The organism is Gordonia sp. 'Campus', assembly GCF_022206305.1.
Classification (GTDB): domain Bacteria; phylum Actinomycetota; class Actinomycetes; order Mycobacteriales; family Mycobacteriaceae; genus Gordonia.
The window spans coordinates 138,171-163,020 of sequence record NZ_JAKOIW010000004.1 but is presented as its reverse complement, the minus strand read 5'-3'; the positions used below and the strand labels follow the sequence as shown (position 1 = coordinate 163,020).

Genomic DNA, 24,850 nt, shown 5'->3' with positions numbered 1-24,850 from the left:
GGCGGGTCTGTCCATTCGCGGTGGATTCAGGCGTCCATCAACTCGCCGGGTTCCCGCGCCCGGTCGCGGGGCACGAACGGCGCGGCTGCGAGGGGAGCGAGTGCGGTGACGGCGAACGCCAGGGGGAACCCCACGGCGGCGATGAGCGCGCCCAGCAGCGGCGTGGTGGCGGCGACCACCAGGTGCTGCCCGGTGTTCTGTACGGCGAGGCCACGCCCGCTCCAATCGGGTCCCACGAACTCGGCGATCGCCGTGAACGCCAGCCCGTTGTCGGCGACCGAGATCACCGTCGCGACCGCCATCAGGGCCGGCGCCCACGGGCTGTCCAGCCAATCGGCAAGTGCGAGAGCGAACATCGAGGCCACGCCGGCCACGGCGATGATCCGGATCGGTCGCATCCTCGACATCCAGGCATCCGACCAGCGTCCCGCGACGATGCGGCCCAGCGCGCCGGTCACCTGAGTGACGGTGATCAACAGTCCCGCACCGGCCGGGGACCATCCGTGCGCCACGATGAGCCAGGTGGGCACGAAGGTCCAGAGCATGGACTGGGGGATCACCAGGAGCATGCTGACGAGGTGGACACGGGCCAGGAATGAGTTGCCGCGGTAGGGATTAGGGCGTGGCGCGACGGTCTCGCCGATCCGTTCGGCGGCCCCCCGGCGCGGCGGGTCGGTGATGCCGACGATCACCGCGACGAGTCCGGCCGCGGTCACGACGGCCGGGATCGCCAGTGCCGCAGCAGGTCCGTGGCTCGCCGCGACCACCGGCATGGTGAGCGCGCAGACGCCGATGCCCAGGGGTTGGGCCATCTGTCGGATTCCCATCGCGGTGCCGCGCTGATGAGCCGGGAACCAGCCCACGACAATCCGTCCGCTGGCCCCGTTGGCCGCACCGGAACCCAGCCCGCCGATCAGAAGTGCGCCACCGACCACGACATACGACGCGGCGACGGATGCCGCGACCGCGGCGGCGCCGGCTCCGGCGAGCGTGATCGTCAGCGACACCAGCAGGATGCGACGTTCGCCGTAGCGGTCCAACAGGATTCCCCAGGGGAACGTCGCGGCCATCAATCCGACCGTCGGGACGGCGGCCAGGGTCGATGCCTGGGTCAGTGTCAGCCCGGCGTCGGTGTGCAGCGACGGGATCAGGTACGCGACACCGCTGACCACCGAGGTCGTCGTGAGTGCGGCGAGGAGCGAGCAGCCGAGGATGAGCCACCTTCTGGCGGTGGAGATGTCGTCGACGGCATCCATGAATGCTCCCTTCTCGGCTCTCAGCGCAATACGGCGCAGATCGGGCGGGTCTCAATATGTGAAACGATTCTTCCACATTCTAAAACCGCCGAGGCGTCCGGCCAACTCGGCTCCCAACGGGTGAGATCGGCCGTGCGCTAGGGTTTGGAACATGCGCTTAGGTCGAATTGCGAGTCCCGACGGAGTGGCCTTCGTGTCCGTCGAGGGGGATGGTGACGACACCGTCGTCAAGGAGATCGCCGAGCATCCGTTCGGCACCCCGACGTTCACCGGCCGATCCTGGAAACTGGCCGATGTACGGGTGCTGGCGCCCATTCTGGCCAGCAAGGTGATCTGTATCGGCAAGAACTACGCCGCCCACGCGGCCGAGATGGGCGGCGAGGCGCCCGCCGATCCGGTGATCTTCCTCAAGCCCAACACCTCGATCGTCGGACCCGAGATCCCGATCGTGCGGCCTCCGTCGTCGCAACGAGTCGACTACGAGGGCGAGCTGGCGGTGGTCATCGGACGACCCTGCAAGGACGTGTCCGCGGCACAGGCCAAGGACGTCATCCTCGGTTACACGGTCGCCAACGATGTGACCGCGCGAGACCACCAGCAGGCGGACGGTCAATGGACACGGGGCAAGAGCTACGACACGTTCTGCCCCCTGGGCCCCTGGATCGAGACGACCTTCGATCCCTCCGATGTCGAACTCGTGACCGAGCTCGACGGTGAGGTCAAGCAACGCACCCGTACGTCGCTGATGCTGCACGACGTCGGGGAGATCATCGAATGGATCTCCCGCGTGATGACGTTGCTGCCGGGCGACGTCATCCTGACGGGCACCCCGGAAGGGGTGGGGCCCATGGTCGCCGGTCAACGCGTGTCGGTGACGGTCGACGGTATCGGCACTCTCTCCAATCCGGTGGTGGACAAGTGACAGCTCCGAGCACAGCACGGGTCAACGGCATCGACATCTCCTACAGCGTCGCCGGATCCGGCCCGCTGGTGGTCATGGTGATGGGGACCGGAAGTCCGGGACGGGTGTGGAAGGCCCACCAGGAACCGGCCCTGGTGAAGGCCGGCTTCACCGTCGTGACCTTCGACAACCGTGGTGTCGCCCCGTCGTCGGAGTGTGCCGAGGGCTTCACGCTCGACGACATGGTCGCCGATACCGCCGCCCTGATCGAGCACCTGGGTCGCGGCCCGGCGATCGTGATCGGTACCTCGCTCGGCGCCCGGATCACCCAGGAGTTGGCGTTGGCGCGGCCCGACGTGGTGAAGGCGGCGGTGATGGTCGCGACCTATGGTCGCAACACCCCACTGCAGGAAGCGATCTCGGCCGGAGAGCGGGCGCTGTACGACAACAAGATCACGTTGCCGCCCGAGTACGAGGCCGCGATCACCGCGCATCTGAACCTGTCGCCGCACACCCTCGACGACGACCGCACCGCACGCGACTGGCTCGACATCATCGGGTTCTCCCCGCAGACCATCACCCCGGGTGTCCGCGCGCAGCTCGAACTGCACAACAAGGAATCCAACCGGCTCGCCGCCTATCGCGGTATCACCCGGCCCGCCCTGGTCGTCGGATTCGCCGACGACCGGACCCTGCCCGCGAAGTTGGCGCGCGAAGTCGCCGAGGCCATTCCGGGCGCGCAGTACATCGAGATCGAGCGGGCCGGACATTTCGGCTATCTCGAGCAACCGGCCGAGGTGAACCGGGTGCTCGTCGACTTCTGCGAGCGTCACCGGGGCTGAGATCGGGCGTGTCGGGCGTGTCGGGCGTACCGTCGCGACCGACGGAGCGGAGCTCGTGGCGGCTTCGATACCCTGAGCCTCATGACCAGTACTGAGGGTGTGCGCGTCCGATTCTGTCCGTCTCCGACGGGGACGCCGCACGTGGGACTCGTGCGGACCGCGCTCTTCAACTTCGCCCAGGCCCGTCACGACGGTGGCACATTCGTCTTCCGCATCGAGGACACTGACGCCGCGCGCGACAGCGAGGAGTCGTATGCGGCCATCCTCGACGCCCTGCGCTGGCTCGGGTTGGACTGGGACGAGGGACCCGAGGTCGGTGGACCCTACGGGCCCTACCGCCAGTCGCAGCGGCGGGACCTCCACGCCGACGTCGTCGCCCGGTTGCTCGAGGCGGGGGAGGCCTACGAGGCCTTCTCCACCCCGGAGGAGGTCGAGGCCCGTCACCGCGCCGCCGGGCGCGACCCGAAACTCGGCTACGACAACTTCGATCGTGACCTCACCCCCGAGCAGCGCGCCGCCTACGTGGCAGAGGGCCGTAAACCCGTTGTCCGACTGCGTATGCCGGACACCGACATCACATGGAACGACCTCGTCCGCGGTGAGACGACCATCAAGGCGGGCACCGTTCCCGACTTCGCCCTAACGCGAGCCTCGGGCGATCCGCTCTACACGCTGGTCAACCCCGTCGACGACGCCATGATGAAGATCACCCACGTACTGCGTGGGGAGGATCTCTTCTCCTCGACCCCGCGCCAGCTCGCGCTGTACGACGCGCTCATCCGCATCGGCGTCGCCGACGCGGTGCCTGCCTTCGGTCATCTCCCGTTCGTGATGGGGGAGGGCAACAAGAAGCTGTCGAAGCGCGACCCGCAATCCAACCTCTTCCATCACCGGGACCGCGGCTTCATCCCAGAGGGACTGCTCAACTACCTCGCGCTGCTCGGCTGGGGTTACAAGAGCGATGTCGACGTGTTCAGCCTCGACGAGATGATCGCGGCTTTCGATGTGCGACAGGTCAATTCCAATCCCGCGCGGTTCGACCAGAAGAAGGCCGACGCCATCAACGCCGAGCACATCCGACGCCTGGAGCTCGGTGACTTCACCGCGCGACTGAAGTCGTACCTCGTTACGCAGGGCAAGCTCGCCGACACTGCCGACGACGGGACCTTCGCTGCTCTGGCAGAGCTGGTACAGACGCGCATCCAGGTCCTCGGCGACGCGTGGGACCTGATCGCGTTCGTCTATGTCGCCGACGAGGACTTCGCGATCGACGAGAAGGCGGCGAGCAAGAACCTGGGCGCGGACGCGGTGCCGGTGCTCGACGCGACCATCGCGGCCGTCGAGGCCCTCGACTCCTTCACCACGGCCGCACTGCAGGACGCGCTGAACGCCGCCCTGGTGGACGATCTGGGGCTCAAACCGCGTAAGGCGTTCGGTCCGGTACGCGTCGCCGTGACGGGATCGCAGATCAGTCCGCCGCTGTTCGAATCGATGGAGATCCTGGGCCGCGACAAGACGCTCGCGCGACTGGGCGCCGCCCGCGGTATCGCGGCCGAAAACCAGTCCTGAGCTGCACGTTTGTGGACTTCCGGTTACCCTTTGATACTCTCTTTCTCGGCAGTTTTCCGCAAGGAAAACCAAGCCAGTGGGGTATGGTGTAATTGGCAACACAGCGGTTTCTGGTACCGCCATTCTAGGTTCGAGTCCTGGTACCCCAGCGGACAGAAAGAGATCGAGATCGTGCTAAGGTCTTGATCGCCGGAAGTTCCCAGGGCCCCGTCGTCTAGCGGCCTAGGACGCCGCCCTCTCAAGGCGGTAGCGCGGGTTCGAATCCCGTCGGGGCTACGAGAAACACCCTCCCTCTGCACAGCAGGGGGAGGGTGTTTTCGTTTGTGCCGCAATCACTTCGGTGTCACATCGACATCCCGGTCACATGGACGTGTCGGTCACAGGAACTCGGCGGTGCTCCCGGACGCCGGCATCTCCGGGATGCCGAGCTTGCGATGGTCCCAGGACCGCGTGCGGGACGCCACGACCCGGACGGCTACGCGCTTGTTCATCATCTGCTCGACGAATGGACGCGACTCCTCGGTGTAGGGGGCCGTGTAGCGCTCCCAGACGCTGATGCCGACCTTCAGGCATGAGTCCGCATCGTCCAGGATCTCCGCGGTGCCCTCGAAGGTCACGCCGCGAAGCGTGTCGTAGGTGTCGCCGTCCTCGATCATGACCGAGCAGCGGCTGTTGCGCCGGAGGTTGACGGCCTTCTGTGACTTGGCCTTGGTCTCGAACCAGATCTCGCCATCGATGACGCCGTACCACATCGCGACGAGGTGGATGCTCCCATCCGGGCCGGTGGTGGCGAGGGTGGCCGTCCGGCTGCGGCTGACGAACTCGGCGATCTCGGCCTCGGACATGACGATCTGGTTGCGTTGATTGACTCCCATTTCTCCGACGCTAGTCGACGACGCGCACGGGCGGAACGATCCGTCGTGCAACGGCTCTGGTGTCGTCGACGGAACCGGAACTCACACCCGTGATGCCTGTAGTCGCTTGTGGATCGCGTCGGCGGCGGCGAGCAGGTCGGCTGCCCACCGTGCGCCGGGCCGGCGACCCATCCGGTCGATCGGTCCGGAGACGGAGATGGCGGCGACGACGTCGCCGTTGCCGTCGCGTACCGGTGCGGACACGCTCGCCACGCCCGCGGCCCGCTCGCCGGCGCTCTGCGCCCAACCGCGGCGTCGGATCTCGTGCAGGGCGCGCTCGCTGAAGATGCTGTCGTGCAACAGGGCACGCTGGGTGGCGGGGTCGGCCCAGGCGAGCAGGACCTTGGCCGCCGACCCGGCGCTCATGGGGAAACGCGTACCGACGGGGACGGTGTCGCGCAGTCCGGTCGGTGGTTCCATCGCGGCCACGCAGACGCGCTCGGCGCCTTCCCGGCGATAGACCTGGACGGACTCGCCGGTGATGTCGCGGAGCCGGGGGAGGACCATGAGTGCCGATTCGGTGACGGGATCGTGTGCCGACGAGGCGAGTTCGCCGAGGACGGGACCGGGTTGCCAGCGTCCGGTGACGTCGCGGGTGAGGAAGCGGTGGGTCTCGAGCCCGACCGCGAGGCGGTGTGCCGTCGCGCGGGGCAGACCCGTTCGATCGCACAGCTCGGACAGGTTGCACGGCGTCTCGGCGATGGCGTGCAGCACGGCCACGGATTTGTCGAGCACTCCGATTCCGCTGCTGACCCCGGATGCGCTATCCTTTCCCATAGGACGATACTAGCTGTCCAAATAGTGAGATGCACGTCAAGCCCCGCCCGGCGTGCACCGTCCGTTGAACCCGAGCAGATATCGAGTGCAGCCATGAGCAACAGCCCAGCCCAGCCGCTAACTCTCGCCGAGAAGGTGTGGCGCGACCACGTCGTCGTACCCGGAGAGGCCGACGCGTCGGGAACGCATGATCCCGACCTGATCTACATCGACCTCCACCTCGTGCACGAGGTCACCAGTCCGCAGGCCTTCGAAGGTCTGCGCCTCGCCGGCCGTCCGGTGCGTCGCCCCGACCTCACCATCGCGACCGAGGACCACAACGTCCCCACCGTCGACATCGACAAGCCCATCGCCGATCCGGTCTCCCGGACGCAGGTCGACACCCTCCGCAACAACTGTGCGGAATTCGGTATCCGGCTGCACCCCATGGGGGACACCGAGCAGGGCATCGTCCATGTCGTAGGTCCGCAGCTCGGCCTGACCCAGCCCGGCATGACCGTGGTCTGTGGCGACAGCCACACCTCCACCCATGGCGCGTTCGGCGCCATCGCGATGGGCATCGGAACCAGCGAGGTCGAGCATGTCCTCGCGACGCAGACCCTGTCGCTGCGTCCCTTCAAGACGATGGCGATCAACGTCGACGGCGAGTTGCCCCCGGGTGTCACGAGCAAGGACCTGATCCTGGCGATCATCGCCGAGATCGGGACCGGCGGCGGGCAGGGATACGTACTCGAGTACCGCGGCGAAGCAATACGCAAGTTGTCCATGGAAGCCCGGATGACGATCTGCAACATGTCGATCGAGGCCGGCGCGCGGGCGGGCATGATCGCGCCCGACGAGATCACCTATGAGTTCCTCAAGGGGCGTCCCCACGCGCCGTCTGGTGCCGATTGGGATGCCGCCGTGGCCTATTGGGACAGTCTGCGGACCGATCCCGACGCGACGTTCGACGCCGAGGTGCACATCGACGCTGCCGCGCTCACGCCGTTCGTCACATGGGGGACCAACCCGGGGCAAGGGGCGCCGCTCGGTGCCGCGGTGCCCGACCCGGCCGAGTACGGCGACGAGGTCAAGAGCGGCGCAGCCGCCAAGGCGTTGGAATACATGGGACTCGAGCCGGGTACTCCGCTGCGCGACATCAAGGTCGACACCGTGTTCGTCGGATCGTGCACCAACGGCCGCATCGAGGATCTGCGCGAGGTCGCGGGCATCCTCAAGGGACGCAAGGTCGCGGACGGGATGCGGATGCTCATCGTGCCCGGTTCGATGCGGGTGCGTGCGCAGGCCGAGGAAGAAGGTCTCGGCGAGATCTTCGTCGGCGCCGGTGCCGAGTGGCGCCAGGCGGGGTGCTCCATGTGCCTGGGCATGAACCCCGATCAGCTCGCGCCGGGTGAGCGGTGCGCGTCGACGTCGAACCGCAACTTCGAAGGGCGACAGGGCAAGGGTGGCCGCACCCACCTCGTGTCGCCTGCGGTGGCCGCCGCGACGGCCGTCCGCGGCACGTTGTCCGCGCCGGCCGATCTCGGTTGAATCACAGCCGCGAGACAGTTACGCCGTACAACCATTCGAGTGTCGGCCAAACAGTCTGACCGGCAAGCGTTGTGCCGCCGCACACCGACGACGACACCGACGTGCGGTGGCGCATCCCGACCATCTCCCAACCATCATTCGAACAGGGGCTCTTCTCATGCAACCGTTCACCGAACACACCGGCATCGGCGTCCCGTTGCGCCGCAGCAACGTCGACACCGACCAGATCATCCCGGCGGTCTACCTGAAGCGCGTGACACGCACCGGGTTTGAGGACGGTCTGTTCGCCGGCTGGCGCACCGATCCGGACTTCATCCTGAACAACGAACCGTGGAGCCGCGGCTCGGTCCTCGTCGCCGGGCCCGACTTCGGAACGGGCTCGTCGCGCGAGCACGCCGTGTGGGCACTGTCCGATTTCGGTTTCCGCGTGGTGATCTCGTCGCGCTTCGCCGACATCTTCCGGGGCAACTCCGGCAAGGCCGGACTCGTGGCGGCTCAGGTGGAGCAGCCCGACGTCGAACTGTTGTGGAAACGACTCGACGAGAATCCGGGACTGGAAGTGACGGTCAGCCTCGTCGACAAGACGGTCACTGCCGGAGACCTCGTGGTGCCGTTAACAATTGATGACTACACCCGCTGGCGCCTGATGGAGGGTCTCGACGACATCGGCCTGACGTTGCGCCAGGTAGAGCCGATTTCCGAGTACGAATCGACGCGCCCGGCGTTCAAGCCGAGGACCCTCGCCGACTGATCCGCGCCCGCACCGCCGGGTGTTCCCGGCGGTGCGCCCTCCGTCGTGAGCTGCCATGCGATTTCGCAACACGGCGTCTTAATTGGCGTGGAAGATGGACGTTTTCACATCCGACGTTTACCGTGTGTTGGTAGCTGGCCGAAACTCGGTCAGATCAGCTTGCGGAGGTACTCTCATGAACAAGGCGGAGCTCATCGATGAGCTGACCAAGAAGCTCGACGCGGATCGCAAGACTGCGACTGAAGCCGTCGAGCTCGTAGTCGACACGATCGTGCGCGCGGTCAACAAGGGCGAGAGCGTCACGATCACCGGATTCGGCGTCTTCGAAAAGCGGAAGCGCGCACCGCGCGTCGCCCGCAACCCGCGCACCGGCGAGACCGTCAAGGTCCGCGCGACCTCGGTTCCCGCGTTCCGCCCGGGTGCTCAGTTCAAGGCTGTCGTCGCCGGCAAGCAGAAGCTCGCCGCCACCGGCCCGGCCGTGAAGCGCGGAAGCGGAACCACCACCACCGCGGCCAAGAAGACGACGGCGGCGAAGAAGTCGACGCCGGCCAAGAAGACCACCGCGGCCAAGAAGACCACCACGGCGGCGAAGAAGGCTCCGGCCAAGACCACCGCGGCGAAGAAGACCACCACGGCGGCGAAGAAGGCTCCGGCCAAGACCACCGCGGCGAAGAAGACGACGGCGGCGAAGAAGTCGACGCCGGCCAAGAAGACCACCGCGGCCAAGAAGACCACCACCGCGGCGAAGAAGGCCCCGGCCAAGAAGACCACCGCGAAGAAGACCGCGGCCAAGAAGACCACTCGTCGCTGACCCTCGGGTCCCAGCGGTAACAGCCACAGTTCAACCCCCGGCGTACTTCCCCCGCCGGGGGTTGAATTGTGTCCGGACCCTTGTGGCCTCACAGAACAGGGTCAGGCGGTCGGCAGCGGGCCCGGGATGTGGTCGGCGGCAACCAGTCGGCCGTCGTGCAGGGACAGGACCCACACGCTGCCCTTGCGGGTCGAGACCTTCGGCAGAGTGATCCCGTCGTGGTCGGCCCACCAGTCCATCAGCGGCGGAATCACCTTGCCCTGACTACAGACCGCGAGTGTTGCCGAACCCTCGGAGGCGAGTTCGCGGATCCGTTGTTGTGCCGCCGACGGATCCGCCTTGTACGACTCCTCGGACAGGGCGGGCTCGCTGTGCATGTTGACGCCCAGCCGGTGCTGGAGCGGTTCGAGGGTTTGCTCGCATCGCACGCGGTCGGCGGCGTGGACCCGCGCCGCACCGAAGGCCACCAGCAGCGGAACCAGCGCGTCGGCCTGGGCGCGGCCGAGTTTGTCGAGAGGGCGCTCGCGGTCGTCTCCCTTGTAGGTGGAACGCCGGCCTGCTTTCGCATGCCGCACCAGCAGCAAGGTGTGCAGATCCGCGGGGAGGCGGGTGAACTCCTCAAGGATCGCGCGATCGAGGGGATAGCTCAACGCCTTGTGCGCCTTGCTCGTCGACATCCACCGGAGGTCGTCGACCTCGTGATCGGCGGCGAACTCCCCGCCCAGGGCGCGAGCCGACCAGTAGCGCACGTGCTTGCGCGTGCTGCCCAGATCGTAGTGGACGTCGTCGAGGTGTCGACCGAGGACGACGCGCTGACCGGTCTCCTCGGCGATCTCACGAACCGCGGTGTCGACGAGGGTCTCACCCGGCTCGGCCTTGCCTTTCGGCAACGTCCAGTCGTCATAGCGCGGACGGTGGACGAGCGCGATCTCGACATCGTCGATGTCGGTGGAACCCGACGCTCCCGGCCGCCAGACGACGCCGCCGGCGGCCCATACAGTGGTCTCTTTCTTCTTCGACATCGTCAGCGATGGTAGATGCGCAAGGTTACGTCTCGGTGCCGGTCACGAATTGGTCTCCGGCCGACGACGATTGCGGCGCATCATCTGCCGCTGGTGGTCGCGGACCTCCTCGCCCTCGGCGGGGGAGGCGATCCAGCTGCCGTCGGAGTGCAGGACCCAGCAACGGGTTCGCGGATCGAGCGCGGAGGCGAAGATGTCGCTGAGCTCTCCGGCGAGTCGTTCGTCGCGCACATTGACCATGACCTCGACACGTCGATCGAGGTTGCGGTGCATCATGTCCGCGCTGCCGATCCAGTACTCGTTCTGCGCCCCGAAATGCAGGACCCGGGAATGCTCCAGGAACTGTCCGAGGATGGAACGGACATGGATGTTGTCGCTGACACCTTCCATACCCGGTCGCAGGGCACTGATCCCGCGCACGACGACGTCGACCGGGACACCGCTCTGGGAGGCCCGGTACAACGCGTCGATGACCTGTTCGTCGACGAGCGCGTTGGCCTTGAGCCGCACCCGCGCCCGGGCGTCACCCTCGCGGAACAGTTCGATCTCCCGCTGGATCCGCTTGATGATGCCCGCGCGAATGCCATGGGGCGCAACGAGAATGTTGCGATACTCCTTCTTTCGCGAGTATCCGGTCAACGTGTTGAACAGATCGGTGAGGTCGGCACCGACGTCGGGCGCGGCGGTCAACAAGCCCACGTCCTCGTAGAGTCGTGCGGTCTTGGGATTGTAGTTGCCGGTGCCGATGTGGCAGTACCGTTTGATCGTCGAGCCCTCGCGGCGCACCACCAGACACGTCTTGCAGTGGGTCTTGAGGCCGACGAGACCGTAGACGACGTGGACGCCCGCCTGCTCGAGTTTGCGCGCCCACTTGATGTTCGCCTGCTCGTCGAACCGTGCCTTGATCTCCACGAGCGCGACGACCTGTTTGCCGGCCTCCGCGGCGTCGATGAGCGCGTTGACGATCGGGGAGTCACCGGAGGTGCGGTACAGGGTCTGCTTGATCGCCAGCACCTGTGGATCGGCCGCGGCCTGTTCGATGAACCGCTGCACGCTCGTCGAGAACGAGTCGTACGGGTGGTGCACGAGGACGTCGCCGTCGCGCAGCGTGGAGAAGACGCTCTTCGGCGTCTCACGCTCGCCGAACGCGGGGTGGGTCGCCGGTACGAACGGCCGGTCCTTCAGATGCGGGCGGTCGAGTGCGTAGATCTCGAAAAGCGATGACAGGTCGAGCAGTCCGGGCACCTGGATGACGTCGGCCGGGTTGACCTCGAGCTCGCGCAGCAACAGTTCGAGCATGTGCTCGCTCATGTCATCGGCCACCTCGAGGCGCACCGGGGAACCGAACCTACGCCGCGCCAGCTCGCGCTCGAGTGCCTGCAGCAGGTCCTCGTCGCGATCCTCCTCGACCTCGAAATCGGCGTTGCGGGTGATCCGGAAAGCATGATGCTCAACGATTTCCATCCCCGGGAACAGGTTGCCGAGATTGGCCGCGATGAGGCTCTCCATCGGCAGGAACACCGCGCGCTTGCTGTGCTTGTCGTCGTCCGGGCCACGGTGCGGGGCGAGTCGATCGACGCGGATGAAGCGATTCACGTTGTCGGGGACCTTGACCCGCGCGAAGTGCTCACCGCTCTCGTTGACGTCCCGGACGGTGACGGCGAGATTCAGGGACAGACCGCTGATGTACGGGAACGGATGGGCCGGGTCCACCGCGAGCGGTGTCAGGACGGGGAAGACCTCGTCCTGGAAGTAGCCCACCATCCGGGCCTTCTGATCGTCGGTGAGCTCCGACCACGACACGACGTAGATGTCGTTGGCCGCCAGTGCCGGACGGACCGAATCGAGGAAGACGCGAGCGTGACGGTCCGCGATGGTCTGCGTGCGTCCGGCGATCCGCATCAGCTGCTCGCGTGGGGACAACCCGTCCGCGGACCGCACCGACAACCCGGTCTCGTCACGTCGTTTCAGACCCGCCACCCGGACCATGAAGAACTCGTCGAGGTTGGAGGCGAAGATGGCGAGGAACTTCGCCCGGTCGAGCAGCGGCAAGGACGTGTCCTCGGCCAGGGCCAGCACGCGCGAGTTGAAGTCCAGCCAGCTCAATTCGCGGTTGAGGTAGCGGTCCTCGGGAAGGTCCGCCGATTCGTCGGGCACCAGGGTGGCGGCCGGCGGCGCATTGGGGATCGGTGTGGTGGTGACCATCGCGGTCTGCGAAGCGGTGTCGTCGGCTGGGCTCACCTGTCAATCATGACGTATCACCGTCGGTGACGTACACGGCCGACGGTCGACCGGGCCGGGACGCGTCGCGATCAGAGGTTGCGGAGCGCTTCGGTGGTGTGTCGACCGAGTCCGAGCCCGCGGGCCACGGCGAGATCGGCCGCGGTGTCGACGTCGGTGCGCAGGTCGGCCCACCGGTGACGGGCCGGGTCGAGCTCGACGGCGCCGGCGGCCCGGTGCGCCGCCGCGGATGCGGGACCGAACCGCGGCACCGCACCCGCGTCGTCGGTCGAGCCGTGGAGGATAACCGTCCCGGTCCCGTCGCGGTCGCTGAGGAAACTCGACGGGTGAACTCGAGCCGCCCGGACGACCTCACCGACGGAGCGACTCGTGGCGGCGGGGAGATCGGCCTGAACGAACATGAGTCGGCTCGAATCCGGCCACGTCTGGCGCGCCCAGCGCGCACCGTCGGCGAATGCGGCGTTCAATCCCGCGGTGGCGGAGCCCGAGACCGGCGATTCCCGGAGACCCTGCATCCCCGCACGCCGAGCCGCGGCGAGAACCTCGTCGTCGGGGGAGACCACGACGACGCGTACGACTCCTGCGCCGCGGAGGGCCTCGATCGTGTCGAGGAACATGCCGAGGACGAGTGACCCGTGCGTGGTCGGGTCGTCACCCGCCGGGACCGTGGACAGCGTCGCCGCGAGGCGGGATTTGGCCCGATGCAGACTCTTCACCGCCAGCACGGCCGCGACCGTCGAAGCGGCCGACTGGTCCTCGACGGAAGCGGCTTCGACAGCATCGGCGTCCACAGCATCGACGTCGGTCTGTCCGACGTCCGCCGAGTCGACGTTCACGTCGACCGAACCGTGTTCCATGCAGACCATCATGGAGCACCGGGTGATGGTGGGTGACATTCCGGGTCGGTCGACGCCGCGGGGCACTAGGGTGAGCAGGGTCGGTCGATCCGAGGGGCCGTCCGAGTGGATGCGAAGTGTCCCCGACAGGAGGTTGCGGTGCGCGCGGCGGTGATGGGAGCAGGTTCCTGGGGAACCTCGGTGGCGAAGGTCCTCGTCGATGCGGGTACCGACACGGTGATCTGGGCGCGCCGCCCCGAGTTGGCCGATGCGATCAACAGTCGGCACGTCAATCCCGACTATCTCCCGGACATCACGCTGCCCGACGGATTGTCCGCGACGGCGTCGGCGGTCGATGCGCTCATGGGTGCCGACATCGTGGTGTGTGGCGTGCCCTCGCAGTCGTTGCGGCCGAACCTGACCCAGTGGACGCCCTACATCGGGTCGGATGCGTCGCTGGTGTCGCTGGCCAAGGGCATCGAATCGAATTCGCTGTTGCGGATGAGTGAGGTCATCGCCGAGGTGACCGGTGTCGAGGACGATCGCATCGCGGTGCTGACCGGACCGAACCTGGCGCGAGAGGTGGCCGAGGGCCAACCGGCCGCGACGGTGATCGCATGCACCGACGAGTCGCGGGCGGAGGCGCTGCAGAGTGCGTTCAGCACGCGATACTTCCGTCCGTACACCAACACCGACGTGATCGGCTGCGAGATCGGCGGCTCGGCCAAGAACGTCATCGCACTCGCGTGCGGGATGGCCAGCGGGGTCGGATTCGGTCAGAACACGCTCGCCACCATCATCACCCGCGGACTCGCCGAGACGATCCGGCTCGGCGTGGCGGTGGGCGCGCAGATCGAGACCCTCGCCGGGCTGGCCGGGATCGGGGACCTCGTCGCCACCTGCTCGTCACCGCTGTCGCGCAACCGGAGCTTCGGCGCGCGTCTGGGCGAGGGGGCGACGATGGCCGAGGCCCAGCAGGCCACCAACGGTCAGGTCGCCGAGGGCGTGAAGTCGTGCTCATCGGTGCGGGCGCTGGCCGAGAAGCACCAGGTGCCGATGCCGTTGACCGACGCGGTGCATCAGGTGTGCCATGACGGCATGTCCGTCGCCGACGCCGTCAACTCGCTTCTGGGACGCAGCACCAAGCCGGAGATCTACCGGGATTGAACGTCCCGGCGCGCGGGCGTGCCGCCGGCTAGCCGAAGTCGAGCGGGCCGCGTTCGAGCGTCCGGTCGATCAGTCCGGAGATGTCGGTGATGGGTCCGTTGCCGGCATTCGACGGCACCCACATGGCGACGTAGGGCCGGTGGTCGACGCACACGTATGCCTGGCCCGAGCCGTCGACGGTGTCGGTGATGAACCATTGGACGCCTTGCTGACCCGCGGCGTGGATCTCCTGCAGGTTGCTCGTCGGGGACAGCTCTCCCGGGCGGGTGACGCCGCAGCGCAGCGTCATGTCGTCGCCGGATTCGGCGGCCGGCCAGGTGGCCCGGTCCTCGGAGATCTCCTTCGTCCCGAATCCCTCGAACTGCTCGGGCGCCTCGGCGAGGAGTTTCGCGCACGCCTCCGGAACGGTTGCGGCGGAATCGTAGGACTCGATGGGATTCACCGGGTCGGGGCGCAGTGCCGCGAACACGATGAAACCGGCGAGGACCATGACCGGGATGGCCACGAGTGTCGCTACGAGTGCCGGACTGAGCCGACCGCCGCTCCCGTAGCGACCGGCGCTCGCCGTGTCGTCGTCGGGGAGGTCGCCGACCGTCGGGTCGTCCACCGGGTCCTGCGGAGTGTCATCCGAACCTGCTGACGTCACAGGACCACAGTAGGAGTCATGCGCCCGGGGGCGTGCAGCGGGACCGGGTGTGCGGGCGGCGGCGGGCCGACCGGGTGTCCCCGGTCACCGTGTGGAGGTGACGACCGGGCAGGTGAGGGTGCGGGTGATGCCGTCGACCTTCTGGATCTGCGGGACCACGCCCTCGGTCAGGTGCTTCGCGTCGGCGGCGTCCACGCGGACGATCACGTCGTAGGGCCCGCTGACCTCCTCGGACGATGCGACGCCCGAGATCTCGGCGATGGTCGCCGCTGCCAGCGCCGCCCTGCCGACCTCGGTCTGGATCAGTATGTATGCCTGAACCACGGACATCCTCTCCGTCTGAGCCACATCGCCGGCCCAATACACTGTGGCACACATTGTCACCGACAACCCCGTACGTGCGCGACCGGAGAGAAAGGCAGGCCGGACAGGTGACCTCCGACGACGCAGGCGGTTCGCGAGGCGGGATCGTGCGTACGGACACGGTCGGGGAGATCGGTGAACGGGCGGTGATCGCGGCGCTGACCGCTGCCGCGACGTCGGGGGAGCCCGCCGACGACATCGTCATCGGATCCGGCGACGACGCAGCGGTTCTCGACATCGGCGGGTCGGCGGTGATCAGCACCGACACCGTCGTCGAGGGGCGACACTTCCGGTTCGACTGGTCGACGCCTCGGCAGATCGGGGCCCGCGCCGTCGTGCAGAGCGCTGCCGACGTGGCCGCGATGGGCGGGCGCACAACGGGTCTCGTCGTCTCGATCGCGTGTCCCGCGTCGACGCCGGTGGGGGTGGTCCTCGACCTGAACGACGGTGTGGTCGACGCCGCGCACGCACTCGGAGCACGGGTGCTGGGCGGCGATCTCGTCGCGGCCGGCCAGGTGGTGGTGAGCGTGACCGCCGTCGGCGCCCTCGAGGGCCGGCGACCGGTGTCGCTGGGCGGAGCGCGGACCGGCGACGCGCTGGCGGTGAGCGGTCCGCTGGGTGCCGGTGCGGCCGGCCTGGCGGTGCTGTCCGACAAGCGCGTCGACGCCTCCGCCTGGACGGATGTCGTTGCCTTGCATCGCGTTCCGTCTCCCGACCTGACTCAGGGGCCGATCGCTGCGGCGGCGGGCGCGCACGCCATGACCGACATCTCCGACGGGCTGGTCGAGGAGTTGATCACGATGTCGCGCGCCGCGGGTCTCGTGATGAGCGTCCGCGCCGACGACGTGCCCCGGCGGCCCGATCTGTCCGGGGTGGCTCGCGAACTCGGGGTCACCGTCGATCGGTGGGTGCTCGCCGGAGGGGAGGACCATCACCTGCTCGCCGCGTTCGACCCGGCTTCGGTCCCTGGCGGGTGGACGGTCATCGGCGAGGTGGGCGAAGTCTCGTCCACCGCGCCGGAGGTGTGGGTCGACGGGCGGCGGGTCGGCGAACCGGGGGGACCGGATCTACACGGGTGGCAGTCCTTTGCCGACCCGTCCGGTGGCTAGAGTCGCCCTATGGCGATTTACGCACTCGATGATCGAGAGCCCGTCCTGGGCGAGAACACCTACGTGCATCCGGACGCGGTGGTGATCGGGGCCGTCACGCTCGGTGACGGTGTCTCGGTCTGGCCCGGGGCGGTGCTGCGCGCCGACTACGGGACCATCACGATAGGTGCGCGCACCAACATCCAGGACGGGACGGTCGTGCACTGCACGGTCTTCGACCCGACCGTCATCGGTGAACGATGCGTGGTCGGGCACAACGCCCACATCGAAGGCGCGACCATCGGCGACGAATGTCTGATCGCCTCGGGCTCGGTGGTCCTCAACGGTTCGACGATCGGTGACGGCGCGATCGTCGGTGCCGGAGCGGTCGTCCCCTTCAAGTTCGACGTACCCCCGCGTCGCATGGCGCTCGGTGTCCCGGCCCGTCTGCGTGAGGGTTACGAGGTCCCGGACGGGCACACCGAACTGAACTGCGAGATGTATTACCAGAACGCCCAGCACTTCCGCACCGCCCTGAGGCGACTGGACGGATGAGGGCGACGACGGGAAAGAACCAGTGACGGAGGAGGACCGATGACGGCGTCACCGAAACCACTTGCCGAACTGATCGACCCGGGGTGGGCGGAGGCCTTGGCGCCGGTGGAGCCGGTCATCACCGAGATGGGCCGCTTCCTGCGGGACGAGGTCGCGCAGGGGCGGCGTTATCTTCCTGGTGGGCAACACATCTTGCGCGCGTTCACCCGGCCGTTGGACGACGTCCGGGTCCTCATCGTCGGCCAGGATCCGTACCCCACGCCCGGACACGCCGTGGGGCTGAGCTTCTCGGTCGCCCCCGAGGTGCGGCCGATCCCGAGGTCGCTGACCAACATCTATACGGAGTACTGCTCGGACCTGGGATATCCGATGCCGAGCACCGGGGATCTGACACCGTGGGCCGACAACGGGGTCCTGCTGCTGAACCGGGTCCTGACGGTCGCCCCGGGGGAGCCCGCATCGCACCGCGGAAAGGGCTGGGAGGAGGTGACCGAGTGCGCGATCAAAGCACTCGTCGCCCGCGACGAACCTCTCGTCGCCATCCTGTGGGGCCGGGACGCCGCGAGCCTGGAGAAGTGGTTGCCGGATGTGCCGACGATCGTGTCGGCCCACCCGTCACCGTTGTCGGCGTCGAGAGGCTTCTTCGGGTCGAAACCGTTCAGCCGGGCCAACGAAGAACTCATGGATCTCGGCGCGGACCCGGTGGACTGGCGTCTGCCCTGAGACCGGGCTCGCGAGCGTCTCCGGTGTTTCCTGAGGAGCGAGCTCGCGAGCGTCTCGAAGGGCTACCGCCCGCGGGTGAAGTCCGCGGCACGTTTGCCGACGAATGCGTCGACACCCTCGATGCCCTCCGGCAGCCCGGCGCGCTCGGAGATGGACCGGGCTTCGAGGGTCAGTTGCTCGAGGAGTGAGTTGTCCGCAGAGACCGACAGCAGGTGTTTCGTCGCCGCATCGGCATGACGGGGGCCGGACGCGATCGTCTCTGCGACGGCGAGGGCGGCTGAATCCACGTCGTCATCGGCGACGATCTCGGACAGCAACCCCCACTGGAGGGCTTCGTCGGCGGAGATGATCCGATCGGTGAGGATGATCTGTTTCGCGCGGGCCGCGCCGACTGCCCGGGGCAGGGTCCAGGTCAATCCGCCGTCGGGGGTGAGTCCGATGCCGCGGTACGCGGGTCGCAATCTGGTCGAGGCGCTGCCGATGGCGACGTCGGCGTGCAAGACGAGAGACATGCCGGCGCCGGCCGCCCATCCCTTCGCGGCCACGACGACAGGGCGGTCGGCCTCGTACAGGGCGCTGACGAGCTGGTGGAAGTTGTCGGCGATCTCGCGGAGGTAGGTCGGCCGGTCGTCCGCGCCGGCGAAGGCCCGCACGTTGCCGCCCGCGCAGAAATTCTTGCCCAGACCGGTGAGCAGGACGGCACCCACGTTCCGGCTCCCTCGAGCCACCTCGCGCAGAGCCTGTGCGCCCGCGGCGACCCCTGCATCGTCGAGCGAATTGCCCGCGCCCGCGGTCGACACCGCGATGGTGAGGACGCCGTTGATCTCGGTCACGAGCGCGGCGTCGGGGGCTGTGTCGGGAGCAGCGGAGGAAGCAACGGAATTCGAAGAGGCCATGCGCGAAACCCTATCCCGCACACGTCAAAGACCCGATGCCGGGGAGCTTTCGCTCGTGGCATCGGGTCTCTTGCTCTCCGAACACCTCACCCGCTCGCGGGTGACGGGATCAGACAGCTGCGGTCTTGCCGGCCTTCAGGCAGGAAGTGCAGACGTTCTTACGCTTGCGGTTGCCCGGGGCGACCTCCACGCGAACGGACTGGATGTTCGGGTTCCAGCGGCGGTTGGTACGTCGGTGTGAGTGAGACACCGACTTGCCGAAGCCCGGGCCCTTGCCGCAAATGTCGCAGACGGCAGCCATCGTCGAACTCCCTTGATAGATGATTATGGTCTGGTGGTCAGCCTCTCGGATCGATCGGCACCACCGGAAGGTGTGCACGCTGAGGCGAAAGGCAACCCTGCAAGGATAACCAGGTCCGGCTGACGTGACCAAATCCGGCCCGTCCCGCCGGGGGACCCGCTCGCGTCGTGCGGATCGGTCGGACACCCCGAGTAGCCTTGCACACATCCTCACCAGCCGGTCCCGTAGCCCGCGGTCCCCATGCCCGTCGCGCGGCACGTCAGAGCGAGAAAGAGCCACCGTGTGATCGCCCGCACCGTCAATCCGCAACTGCTGCGCGACTGGGCTCGCGCGTCGGTCGAGCAGCTCGAGGCGCTGCGCGGCGAGATCAACGACCTCAACGTCTTCCCGATCCCCGATTCCGACACCGGCAGCAACATGCTCTTCACCATGCGGGCGGCGGCCGAGGCCGCCGAGGCGACAGCGCCGGATGCATCACTGCCCGAGGTCGCGCGGGCGATGGCCGACGGCGCCGTGGCGCAGGCGCGCGGCAACTCGGGGATCATCCTCTCGCAGGTGCTCGTGGGGCTCGCCGACGGCGCCGAGATCCTCGGCGACACCCCGGCCCTGACCTTCGCCGAACTGTCGACCCTGGGTCTGCGGCTCGGTTCGCTCGCGGCGACGCGCGCGGTGAGCGAACCGCGCGAGGGCACCGTGCTCACCCTCGTGCGAGTGGCGGCGGAGTCCGCGGCGGCACACGAGTCCGAGTCGGCGGCCGACCTGGTACGCGCAGTCGCCGACGACTGTGCCGAAGCCCTCGAACGCACGCCGGAACAGCTGTCGGTACTCGCCAGCGCCGGGGTCGTGGACGCCGGCGGCCGCGGGTTCCTGGCGGTCGTCGACGCGATGGTCCAGGTGATCACCGGCGTGTCCCATCGCCGTCGCCGCTACCGCGGCATACTCACCGACAGCACGACGCTGGGTCACGGGCCGGACGAGAGTTGTCTGGAGGACAGCGAGCAGGATTTCGAGGTCATGTATCTCCTCGACGGCGCGGCCGGCGAGCAGATCGCCGAGTTGCGCAAGAAGCTCGACGACCTCGGGGACGCGGTCGTCATCGTCGGCGACAGCTCCAGCGGTGAGGGCGAACGGTTCTCGGTGCACGTGCACACCTGCGAGCCGGGAGCGGCGGTGGAGGCCGGCGCCGGTCTCGGACGGCTCTCGGACATCCGCATCAGTTGTTTCGCCCTGGACGCCATTCGCGCGCAACCGGATTCGACGGAGCCGCCGCCCCGTCACAAGCGTGCGGTGGTGGCGGTGGTGTCCGGCGACGGCGCCGCCGAGCTGTTCGGGGAGGCCGGGGCCGTCGTGTTGCGGGCCGACGACGGTCTGTCGGCGTCCGAACTCGGGCAGGCGATCCGGGAGACCGACAGCGCGCACGTCGTCGTCATGGCCAACGGCGCACTGACCTCCCAGGACCTCGTGACGGTCGCGACCGAGGTGCGGTCCACCCGACGGTCGGTGCTGATGCTGCCGACGTCCTCCATGGCCCAGTGCCTGGCGGCTCTCGCCGTGCACGACCCCGGCGAGACGCCCGACGTCGACGCGTACGCGATGGCGGAGGCCGCAGCGGGCGCGCGATGGGGTTCGTTGCAGACGGCGGGCACCAAGATGATGACGCTCGCGGGGATGTGTGAGGTCGGTGACGTGCTGGGGCTCATCGGCGACGACGTCCTCGTCGTGGCACCGGACCAGACGTCGGCGTTCACCGCCCTGGTCGACCTGATGCTCTCCACCGGCGGCGAACTGGTGACCGTGCTCGCGGGTGTCGACGTGGACGACTCGGCTCTCGAGGCGGTCGCCGAGCAGATGCGACGCAGCTACCCCGGCATCGAGCTGGCGGTGTACCGCACCGGACAACGCAGTGACCTGGTCCAGGTGGGTGTGGAGTGACCGGCCTGACCGCGTCGGACTCGCTCGTCGACGTTCTCGGTGAGAAGCCGGCCGAGCAGTTGGCCACCGTCGGTGTCCACACCGTCGGCGAACTGCTCCGGTACACGCCCCGCCGGTACATCCGGCGCGGTCACGTGGCCGATCAGGAGCGGCCGGAGGCCGGCGAGTGGCTGACCATCGTCGGACGGATCACGAAGTCGGATCTCATCCGGATGAAGAGCCGCAACGGGTCGTTCCTGAAGGTCAAGATCTCCGACGACAACGAGGTGTACGAGGCCAGTTTCTTCAATGCGTACCGGATCAAGGGCCTGCTCCGTCCCGGGACGCGGGTGATGATGGCCGGGGCGGTCAAGTATTTCCGCGACCAGATCCAGTTGTCGCATCCGGAGTGGATGATCCTGCCCGACGGTGACCCCGAGATCGAGGACGTCGTCGGGTCGAAGATGCTGACCGAGATGTACGCGATCGAGGAGCAGGTGACCGGCGGGCACGGCGACCATCCGCTGGTCACGATGTTCGACCGTGACATCCTGCCGATGTACCCGGCCAACAAGAACATCCAGACGTGGGACATCCTCGGTGCGGTCCGTCGGGTGCTGAGCGAAAGTGCCCCGATCCCCGATGCGCTCACCGACTCCGAGCGGCGCGAGCGCGGCCTCGTCACCACCGACGAGGCGATCCGCAAGATCCACCTGCCCGATTCCGAGGACGACGTCAAGATCGCTTCCCATCGGCTGAAGTTCGACGAGGCGCTGGCCATCCAGACCGTGCTCGCCCAGCGCCGATTGGCCGGGCGCAGTGACTCGGCGCCGCCGTGCCCGCGTGTTCCCGGGCGACTCGAGGACGCCCTGCGCGAGGGTCTTCCGTTCACGCTGACCGACGGTCAGCTCCAGGTGGGGGAGGAACTCGCCCAAGATCTGGCTCGCGCGCAACCGATGTCGCGGTTGCTGCAGGGTGAGGTGGGGTCGGGCAAGACCCTCGTCTCGCTGCTGGCGATGCTGCGCGTCGTCGACAACGGTTTCCAGTGCGCGATTCTGGCACCCACGGAAGTGCTTGCCGCCCAGCATTATCGGACCATGAAGACCATGCTGGGGAATCTCGCCGAGGCGGGTGAGCTCACCGCCGCCGAGGGGGCGACCCGGATCGCGCTGCTGACCGGTTCGATGAAGACCAAGGGGCGGCGGCAGACTCTCCTCGATGTGGTGACCGGTCAGGCCGGCATCGTGATCGGCACCCACGCGCTCCTCGAGGACAAGGTGGAGTTCTTCGACCTCGGGTTGGTCGTCATCGACGAACAGCACCGGTTCGGTGTGGAACAGCGAGACGTGCTGCGGGGCAAGGGCCGCGACGGACGAGTGCCGCATTTCCTGGTCATGACCGCGACGCCGATCCCGCGGACGGTCGCGATGACGGCCTTCGGCGATCTCGAGACCTCGGTTCTGCGTGAGCTGCCGCGCGGCCGCCAGCCGATCACGACCTCCGTGGTGCCCACGAGCAAACACTCATGGGTCGATCGGGTGTGGTCGCGGGCCAACGAGGAGATCGACGCGGGCCGTCAGGTGTATGTCGTGTGCTCGCGGATCGGCGACGGCCCCGAACCCGAGCCCGGCGCTGACGAGGAGAAGGCCCCGCGCACCACGTCTGTTCTGGAGCAGTACGAGATCCTCGCGGGGGGTCCGTTCGCCCACCGGCGGGTGGAGATGCTGCACGGTCGGTTACCTGCCGACGAGAAGAACGCGATCATGGACGAATTCGGGCGCGGGGAGATCGATGTCCTGGTGTCGACGACGGTGATCGAGGTCGGTGTGGACGTCCCCAACGCGACCACGATGGTCATCGTCGACGCGGATCGGTTCGGCGTGAGCCAGTTGCATCAGCTGCGCGGCCGTGTGGGCCGCGGACGGCACGCAGGACTGTGTCTGCTGATGACGGGCGCCCGGGACATGTCACCGTCGATGGAACGTCTGCGGGCCGTCGCAGGCTCCAACGACGGATTCGAGCTCGCACGAGTGGACCTCGAACAGCGACGCGAGGGGGACCTGCTCGGTTCGCTGCAATCCGGTGTCAACACGTCCCTGCGTTTCCTCTCGCTGCTCGAGGACGTCGAGGTCATCGAGGATGCGCGTGCGCTCGCCGAGACGGTGGTCAGCGACGACATCACCCTGCTGGAGCACCGACCGCTCGCCGACCTCGTCGACGGAATCCTGGTGCCGCACAAGATCGCCTATCTCGACAAGTCCTGAGCGCGGCCGGCGCCGCGGCGTGTCGCCGGAACCGGATGCACCCCGCCTGCGTCTGAGAATGCATGGTGTCGGGTGAACTCCGGTTGCGTCCACCGTCGCTGCGGCGTCTGTGTATGCGGGTGCGTTGGATGCTGTGGACTCCACGGGCTCACCCGTCCTGGCCCCCGCGTCGGTGGGCGGTGCTCGTCGCAGCAGTCATCACCGTCGTGGCGGTGGCGGCCGGGGTGGACTGGTTGGGGGCCGGTCCCGATGTCGACCCGCGTGTTCGGGCGATGGCCGAACGGGTACTCGCAGAACTCGAGGCGATACCGGTGTCCGCCACCCGGGCCCATCGGGATGATTACGAGCGCAGCGCTTTCGGGAGCGCATGGACCGACGCGGTGACCGTCGCCGGTGGCCGAAACGGGTGTGACACCCGCAACGATGTACTGACCCGCGACCTCGACGAGGTCCGCGCCGGGCCCGTGGCCGATTGCCCGCGAGGGGTGCTGGCCGGCGAGCTACGAAGCCCGTACACCGGTGAGTTCGTCGTGTTCCGGCGGGATCGTGCAGCATCGGCCGTCCAGATCGACCACATCGTGCCCCTCGCCTATGCGTGGGACATGGGTGCGTGGTCGTGGCCGCCCGACAAGCGGCAGGACTTCGCGAACGATCCGGCCAACCTTGTTGCGGTGGACGGGGAATCGAATCAGGCCAAGAGCGACACCGAACCCGCTCGGTGGATGCCGCCCGAGCGCGGGTTCTGGTGTCAGTACGCGATCCAGTTCGTCACCGTCGCCGCGGCGTACGGCGTGATGCTCGATGCCGCGTCCGCCGAGACGCTCGGAGAGGCGTTACGGGACACGGGCTGAGGCGCGATGCCTGCCGTGGCCGCGGGTCAGTCCGTGAACGTCGGCGGCCCGCCGGCCGGTCGCTTGAACTGCGAGAAGCTCGACGTCCCCGCAAGGGTCACCAGAGCGGAGAACAGGGCTTCGGCCTCGTCGCCGCCGGGGACGTCGGACAACACCGGCCCGAAGAAGTGGACGCCGTCGATGCCGGTGATCGGACTTCCGCCGGGCTCGCCCAGCGCATCCTGGCTTCGTCGATGCGCCGCGCGCAGCGCTTCGTCATGGGACTCGTCGTGCATCGCGCGCGACAGACCGGCGGGGAGCCCGACGCCCACGAGGATCTGCGACACCACCTCGGGTGTCATCTCCTCGCCGGCGTGATGGAACCGTTGTCCGAGAGCGGCATACAGGGCTTCGATCGCCTCGTGCCCGTGCTCGTCGACAGCGGCCACGAACACGCGTCCGAGCTGACGAGAGGTCTCGAGTCGACGGCGCTGCTCGTCCGACCCGGGCTCCTGGTCCTCGTTCAGGATCGCCAGACTCATCAGTCGCCAGTCGACGTGTGCACCGTGCCGGCCGGCCTGATCGGTCAGCCATCGCGATGCCGCCCAGGCGAACGGGCACACCGGGTCGAAGTAGAAGTCGAAGCGTGTCATGAG

The 24,850-nt window shown here is 67.8% G+C and carries 24 protein-coding genes and 2 tRNA genes; 15 read left to right on the top strand and 11 right to left on the bottom strand.

Annotated features, from left to right (window positions below):
* Nucleotides 1-26: 26 nt before the first annotated feature.
* Nucleotides 27-1,256: an MFS transporter gene (locus MAY35_RS06195; RefSeq protein WP_238419985.1), complete on the bottom strand. Its 1,230-nt coding sequence runs from the start codon at nt 1,254-1,256 to the stop codon at nt 27-29.
* Nucleotides 1,257-1,407: 151 nt separating this feature from the next.
* On the opposite strand from MAY35_RS06195, the gene MAY35_RS06190 reads away from it, so the two are divergent.
* The 5 genes from MAY35_RS06190 to MAY35_RS06170 all read left to right on the top strand — a co-directional run bounded on the left by MAY35_RS06190 (nt 1,408) and on the right by MAY35_RS06170 (nt 4,844).
* The gene (locus MAY35_RS06190) at nt 1,408-2,178 is read left to right on the top strand and encodes a fumarylacetoacetate hydrolase family protein (RefSeq protein ID WP_238419984.1); all 771 of its coding nucleotides are present in this window, start codon (nt 1,408-1,410) and stop codon (nt 2,176-2,178) included.
* A complete protein-coding gene (locus MAY35_RS06185) occupies nt 2,175-2,999 on the top strand; it encodes an alpha/beta fold hydrolase (RefSeq protein ID WP_238419983.1) in 825 nt (274 codons plus the stop codon). Before MAY35_RS06190 ends, MAY35_RS06185 begins: the two co-directional genes overlap by 4 nt.
* 81 nt (nt 3,000-3,080) lie before the next feature.
* Nucleotides 3,081-4,568 (top strand): glutamate--tRNA ligase, encoded by a 1,488-nt coding sequence (gene gltX, locus MAY35_RS06180; RefSeq protein ID WP_238419982.1) that lies wholly within the window; start codon nt 3,081-3,083, stop codon nt 4,566-4,568.
* 77 nt (nt 4,569-4,645) lie between these two features.
* A tRNA-Gln gene (locus MAY35_RS06175) sits at nt 4,646-4,717 on the top strand.
* Between the two features lie 54 nt (nt 4,718-4,771).
* Nucleotides 4,772-4,844: transfer RNA gene (locus tag MAY35_RS06170), tRNA-Glu, on the top strand.
* Between the two features lie 101 nt (nt 4,845-4,945).
* Here the strand turns inward: MAY35_RS06170 and MAY35_RS06165 are convergent.
* Together MAY35_RS06165 and MAY35_RS06160 are read right to left on the bottom strand one after the other, a co-directional pair.
* Nucleotides 4,946-5,443: a PPOX class F420-dependent oxidoreductase gene (locus MAY35_RS06165; protein WP_238419980.1), complete on the bottom strand. Its 498-nt coding sequence runs from the start codon at nt 5,441-5,443 to the stop codon at nt 4,946-4,948.
* Nucleotides 5,444-5,524: 81 nt separating this feature from the next.
* Entirely contained in the window at nt 5,525-6,259 is a 735-nt protein-coding gene (locus MAY35_RS06160; protein ID WP_238419979.1) for an IclR family transcriptional regulator, read from the bottom strand.
* 93 nt (nt 6,260-6,352) lie between these two features.
* Here MAY35_RS06160 and leuC point away from each other — a divergent pair, with 93 nt between their 5' ends.
* The 3 genes from leuC (at nt 6,353) to MAY35_RS06145 (ending at nt 9,351) form a co-directional block, all read left to right on the top strand.
* Nucleotides 6,353-7,789 carry a 3-isopropylmalate dehydratase large subunit gene (gene leuC, locus MAY35_RS06155; protein WP_238419978.1) on the top strand — a complete coding sequence of 479 codons (1,437 nt, stop codon included), beginning with the start codon at nt 6,353-6,355 and terminating at the stop codon, nt 7,787-7,789.
* Nucleotides 7,790-7,946: 157 nt separating this feature from the next.
* Entirely contained in the window at nt 7,947-8,540 is a 594-nt protein-coding gene (leuD, locus tag MAY35_RS06150; protein ID WP_238419977.1) for a 3-isopropylmalate dehydratase small subunit, read from the top strand.
* Between the two features lie 175 nt (nt 8,541-8,715).
* On the top strand, nt 8,716-9,351 hold the full coding sequence (locus MAY35_RS06145) for an HU family DNA-binding protein (RefSeq protein WP_238419976.1): 636 nt from the start codon (nt 8,716-8,718) through the stop codon (nt 9,349-9,351).
* A 101-nt stretch (nt 9,352-9,452) separates the two neighbouring features.
* Here MAY35_RS06145 and MAY35_RS06140 read toward each other — a convergent pair whose 3' ends face one another.
* The 3 genes from MAY35_RS06140 to cofC form a co-directional block, all read right to left on the bottom strand.
* Nucleotides 9,453-10,373: an NUDIX hydrolase gene (locus MAY35_RS06140; protein WP_238419975.1), complete on the bottom strand. Its 921-nt coding sequence runs from the start codon at nt 10,371-10,373 to the stop codon at nt 9,453-9,455.
* Between the two features lie 42 nt (nt 10,374-10,415).
* Nucleotides 10,416-12,614, bottom strand: a complete 2,199-nt coding sequence (locus tag MAY35_RS06135; RefSeq protein ID WP_238419974.1) for an RNA degradosome polyphosphate kinase — start codon at nt 12,612-12,614, stop codon at nt 10,416-10,418.
* Nucleotides 12,615-12,685: 71 nt separating this feature from the next.
* On the bottom strand, nt 12,686-13,471 hold the full coding sequence (gene cofC / locus MAY35_RS06130) for a 2-phospho-L-lactate guanylyltransferase (RefSeq protein WP_238419973.1): 786 nt from the start codon (nt 13,469-13,471) through the stop codon (nt 12,686-12,688).
* A gap of 138 nt (nt 13,472-13,609) precedes the next feature.
* On the opposite strand from cofC, the gene MAY35_RS06125 reads away from it, so the two are divergent.
* On the top strand, nt 13,610-14,617 hold the full coding sequence (locus MAY35_RS06125) for an NAD(P)H-dependent glycerol-3-phosphate dehydrogenase (protein ID WP_238419972.1): 1,008 nt from the start codon (nt 13,610-13,612) through the stop codon (nt 14,615-14,617).
* A 28-nt stretch (nt 14,618-14,645) separates the two neighbouring features.
* On the opposite strand, the gene MAY35_RS06120 is transcribed toward MAY35_RS06125, so the two are convergent.
* Nucleotides 14,646-15,263 carry a DUF3515 domain-containing protein gene (locus tag MAY35_RS06120; RefSeq protein WP_238419971.1) on the bottom strand — a complete coding sequence of 206 codons (618 nt, stop codon included), beginning with the start codon at nt 15,261-15,263 and terminating at the stop codon, nt 14,646-14,648.
* An 84-nt stretch (nt 15,264-15,347) separates the two neighbouring features.
* On the bottom strand, nt 15,348-15,593 hold the full coding sequence (locus MAY35_RS06115) for an Lrp/AsnC ligand binding domain-containing protein (RefSeq protein WP_238419970.1): 246 nt from the start codon (nt 15,591-15,593) through the stop codon (nt 15,348-15,350).
* Between the two features lie 101 nt (nt 15,594-15,694).
* On the opposite strand from MAY35_RS06115, the gene thiL reads away from it, so the two are divergent.
* The 3 genes from thiL to MAY35_RS06100 are packed head-to-tail and all read left to right on the top strand — an operon-like array spanning nt 15,695 to nt 17,992.
* Nucleotides 15,695-16,735 (top strand): thiamine-phosphate kinase, encoded by a 1,041-nt coding sequence (gene thiL, locus MAY35_RS06110; RefSeq protein ID WP_238419969.1) that lies wholly within the window; start codon nt 15,695-15,697, stop codon nt 16,733-16,735.
* A gap of 9 nt (nt 16,736-16,744) precedes the next feature.
* Nucleotides 16,745-17,269 carry a gamma carbonic anhydrase family protein gene (locus MAY35_RS06105; RefSeq protein ID WP_238419968.1) on the top strand — a complete coding sequence of 175 codons (525 nt, stop codon included), beginning with the start codon at nt 16,745-16,747 and terminating at the stop codon, nt 17,267-17,269.
* Between the two features lie 39 nt (nt 17,270-17,308).
* Nucleotides 17,309-17,992 carry a uracil-DNA glycosylase gene (locus MAY35_RS06100; protein WP_238419967.1) on the top strand — a complete coding sequence of 228 codons (684 nt, stop codon included), beginning with the start codon at nt 17,309-17,311 and terminating at the stop codon, nt 17,990-17,992.
* A 62-nt stretch (nt 17,993-18,054) separates the two neighbouring features.
* Here MAY35_RS06100 and MAY35_RS06095 read toward each other — a convergent pair whose 3' ends face one another.
* Together MAY35_RS06095 and rpmB are read right to left on the bottom strand one after the other, a co-directional pair.
* Nucleotides 18,055-18,888, bottom strand: coding sequence for an enoyl-CoA hydratase/isomerase family protein (locus tag MAY35_RS06095; protein ID WP_238419966.1), 834 nt, complete (start codon nt 18,886-18,888; stop codon nt 18,055-18,057).
* A gap of 109 nt (nt 18,889-18,997) precedes the next feature.
* Entirely contained in the window at nt 18,998-19,189 is a 192-nt protein-coding gene (gene rpmB / locus MAY35_RS06090) for a 50S ribosomal protein L28 (protein WP_004023092.1), read from the bottom strand.
* Between the two features lie 282 nt (nt 19,190-19,471).
* Here rpmB and MAY35_RS06085 point away from each other — a divergent pair, with 282 nt between their 5' ends.
* The 3 genes from MAY35_RS06085 (at nt 19,472) to MAY35_RS06075 (ending at nt 24,215) form a co-directional block, all read left to right on the top strand.
* The gene (locus tag MAY35_RS06085; protein WP_374237926.1) at nt 19,472-21,121 is read left to right on the top strand and encodes a DAK2 domain-containing protein; all 1,650 of its coding nucleotides are present in this window, start codon (nt 19,472-19,474) and stop codon (nt 21,119-21,121) included.
* Nucleotides 21,118-23,364, top strand: coding sequence for an ATP-dependent DNA helicase RecG (gene recG / locus MAY35_RS06080; RefSeq protein WP_238419964.1), 2,247 nt, complete (start codon nt 21,118-21,120; stop codon nt 23,362-23,364). Before MAY35_RS06085 ends, recG begins: the two co-directional genes overlap by 4 nt.
* 62 nt (nt 23,365-23,426) lie before the next feature.
* Entirely contained in the window at nt 23,427-24,215 is a 789-nt protein-coding gene (locus tag MAY35_RS06075) for an HNH endonuclease family protein (RefSeq protein ID WP_238419963.1), read from the top strand.
* Nucleotides 24,216-24,241: 26 nt separating this feature from the next.
* On the opposite strand, the gene MAY35_RS06070 is transcribed toward MAY35_RS06075, so the two are convergent.
* On the bottom strand, nt 24,242-24,847 hold the full coding sequence (locus MAY35_RS06070; protein ID WP_238419962.1) for a hypothetical protein: 606 nt from the start codon (nt 24,845-24,847) through the stop codon (nt 24,242-24,244).
* Nucleotides 24,848-24,850: the final 3 nt, after the last annotated feature.

Bases quoted from the DNA above. Each gene is read 5' to 3' on its own strand.
- leuC (WP_238419978.1), top strand. From the start codon at position 6,353: ATGAGCAACAGCCCAGCCCAGCCGCTAACTCTCGCCGAGAAGGTGTGG.
- gltX (WP_238419982.1), top strand. From the start codon at position 3,081: ATGACCAGTACTGAGGGTGTGCGCGTCCGATTCTGTCCGTCTCCGACG.
- MAY35_RS06100 (WP_238419967.1), top strand. From the start codon at position 17,309: ATGACGGCGTCACCGAAACCACTTGCCGAACTGATCGACCCGGGGTGG.
- MAY35_RS06195 (WP_238419985.1), bottom strand. From the start codon at position 1,256: ATGGATGCCGTCGACGACATCTCCACCGCCAGAAGGTGGCTCATCCTC.
- leuD (WP_238419977.1), top strand. From the start codon at position 7,947: ATGCAACCGTTCACCGAACACACCGGCATCGGCGTCCCGTTGCGCCGC.
- rpmB (WP_004023092.1), bottom strand. From the start codon at position 19,189: ATGGCTGCCGTCTGCGACATTTGCGGCAAGGGCCCGGGCTTCGGCAAG.
- MAY35_RS06190 (WP_238419984.1), top strand. From the start codon at position 1,408: ATGCGCTTAGGTCGAATTGCGAGTCCCGACGGAGTGGCCTTCGTGTCC.
- MAY35_RS06105 (WP_238419968.1), top strand. From the start codon at position 16,745: ATGGCGATTTACGCACTCGATGATCGAGAGCCCGTCCTGGGCGAGAAC.
- MAY35_RS06160 (WP_238419979.1), bottom strand. From the start codon at position 6,259: ATGGGAAAGGATAGCGCATCCGGGGTCAGCAGCGGAATCGGAGTGCTC.
- MAY35_RS06075 (WP_238419963.1), top strand. From the start codon at position 23,427: ATGGTGTCGGGTGAACTCCGGTTGCGTCCACCGTCGCTGCGGCGTCTG.
- MAY35_RS06095 (WP_238419966.1), bottom strand. From the start codon at position 18,888: ATGGCCTCTTCGAATTCCGTTGCTTCCTCCGCTGCTCCCGACACAGCC.
- MAY35_RS06145 (WP_238419976.1), top strand. From the start codon at position 8,716: ATGAACAAGGCGGAGCTCATCGATGAGCTGACCAAGAAGCTCGACGCG.
- MAY35_RS06165 (WP_238419980.1), bottom strand. From the start codon at position 5,443: ATGGGAGTCAATCAACGCAACCAGATCGTCATGTCCGAGGCCGAGATC.
- cofC (WP_238419973.1), bottom strand. From the start codon at position 13,471: ATGGAACACGGTTCGGTCGACGTGAACGTCGACTCGGCGGACGTCGGA.
- MAY35_RS06115 (WP_238419970.1), bottom strand. From the start codon at position 15,593: ATGTCCGTGGTTCAGGCATACATACTGATCCAGACCGAGGTCGGCAGG.
- MAY35_RS06070 (WP_238419962.1), bottom strand. From the start codon at position 24,847: ATGACACGCTTCGACTTCTACTTCGACCCGGTGTGCCCGTTCGCCTGG.
- MAY35_RS06140 (WP_238419975.1), bottom strand. From the start codon at position 10,373: ATGTCGAAGAAGAAAGAGACCACTGTATGGGCCGCCGGCGGCGTCGTC.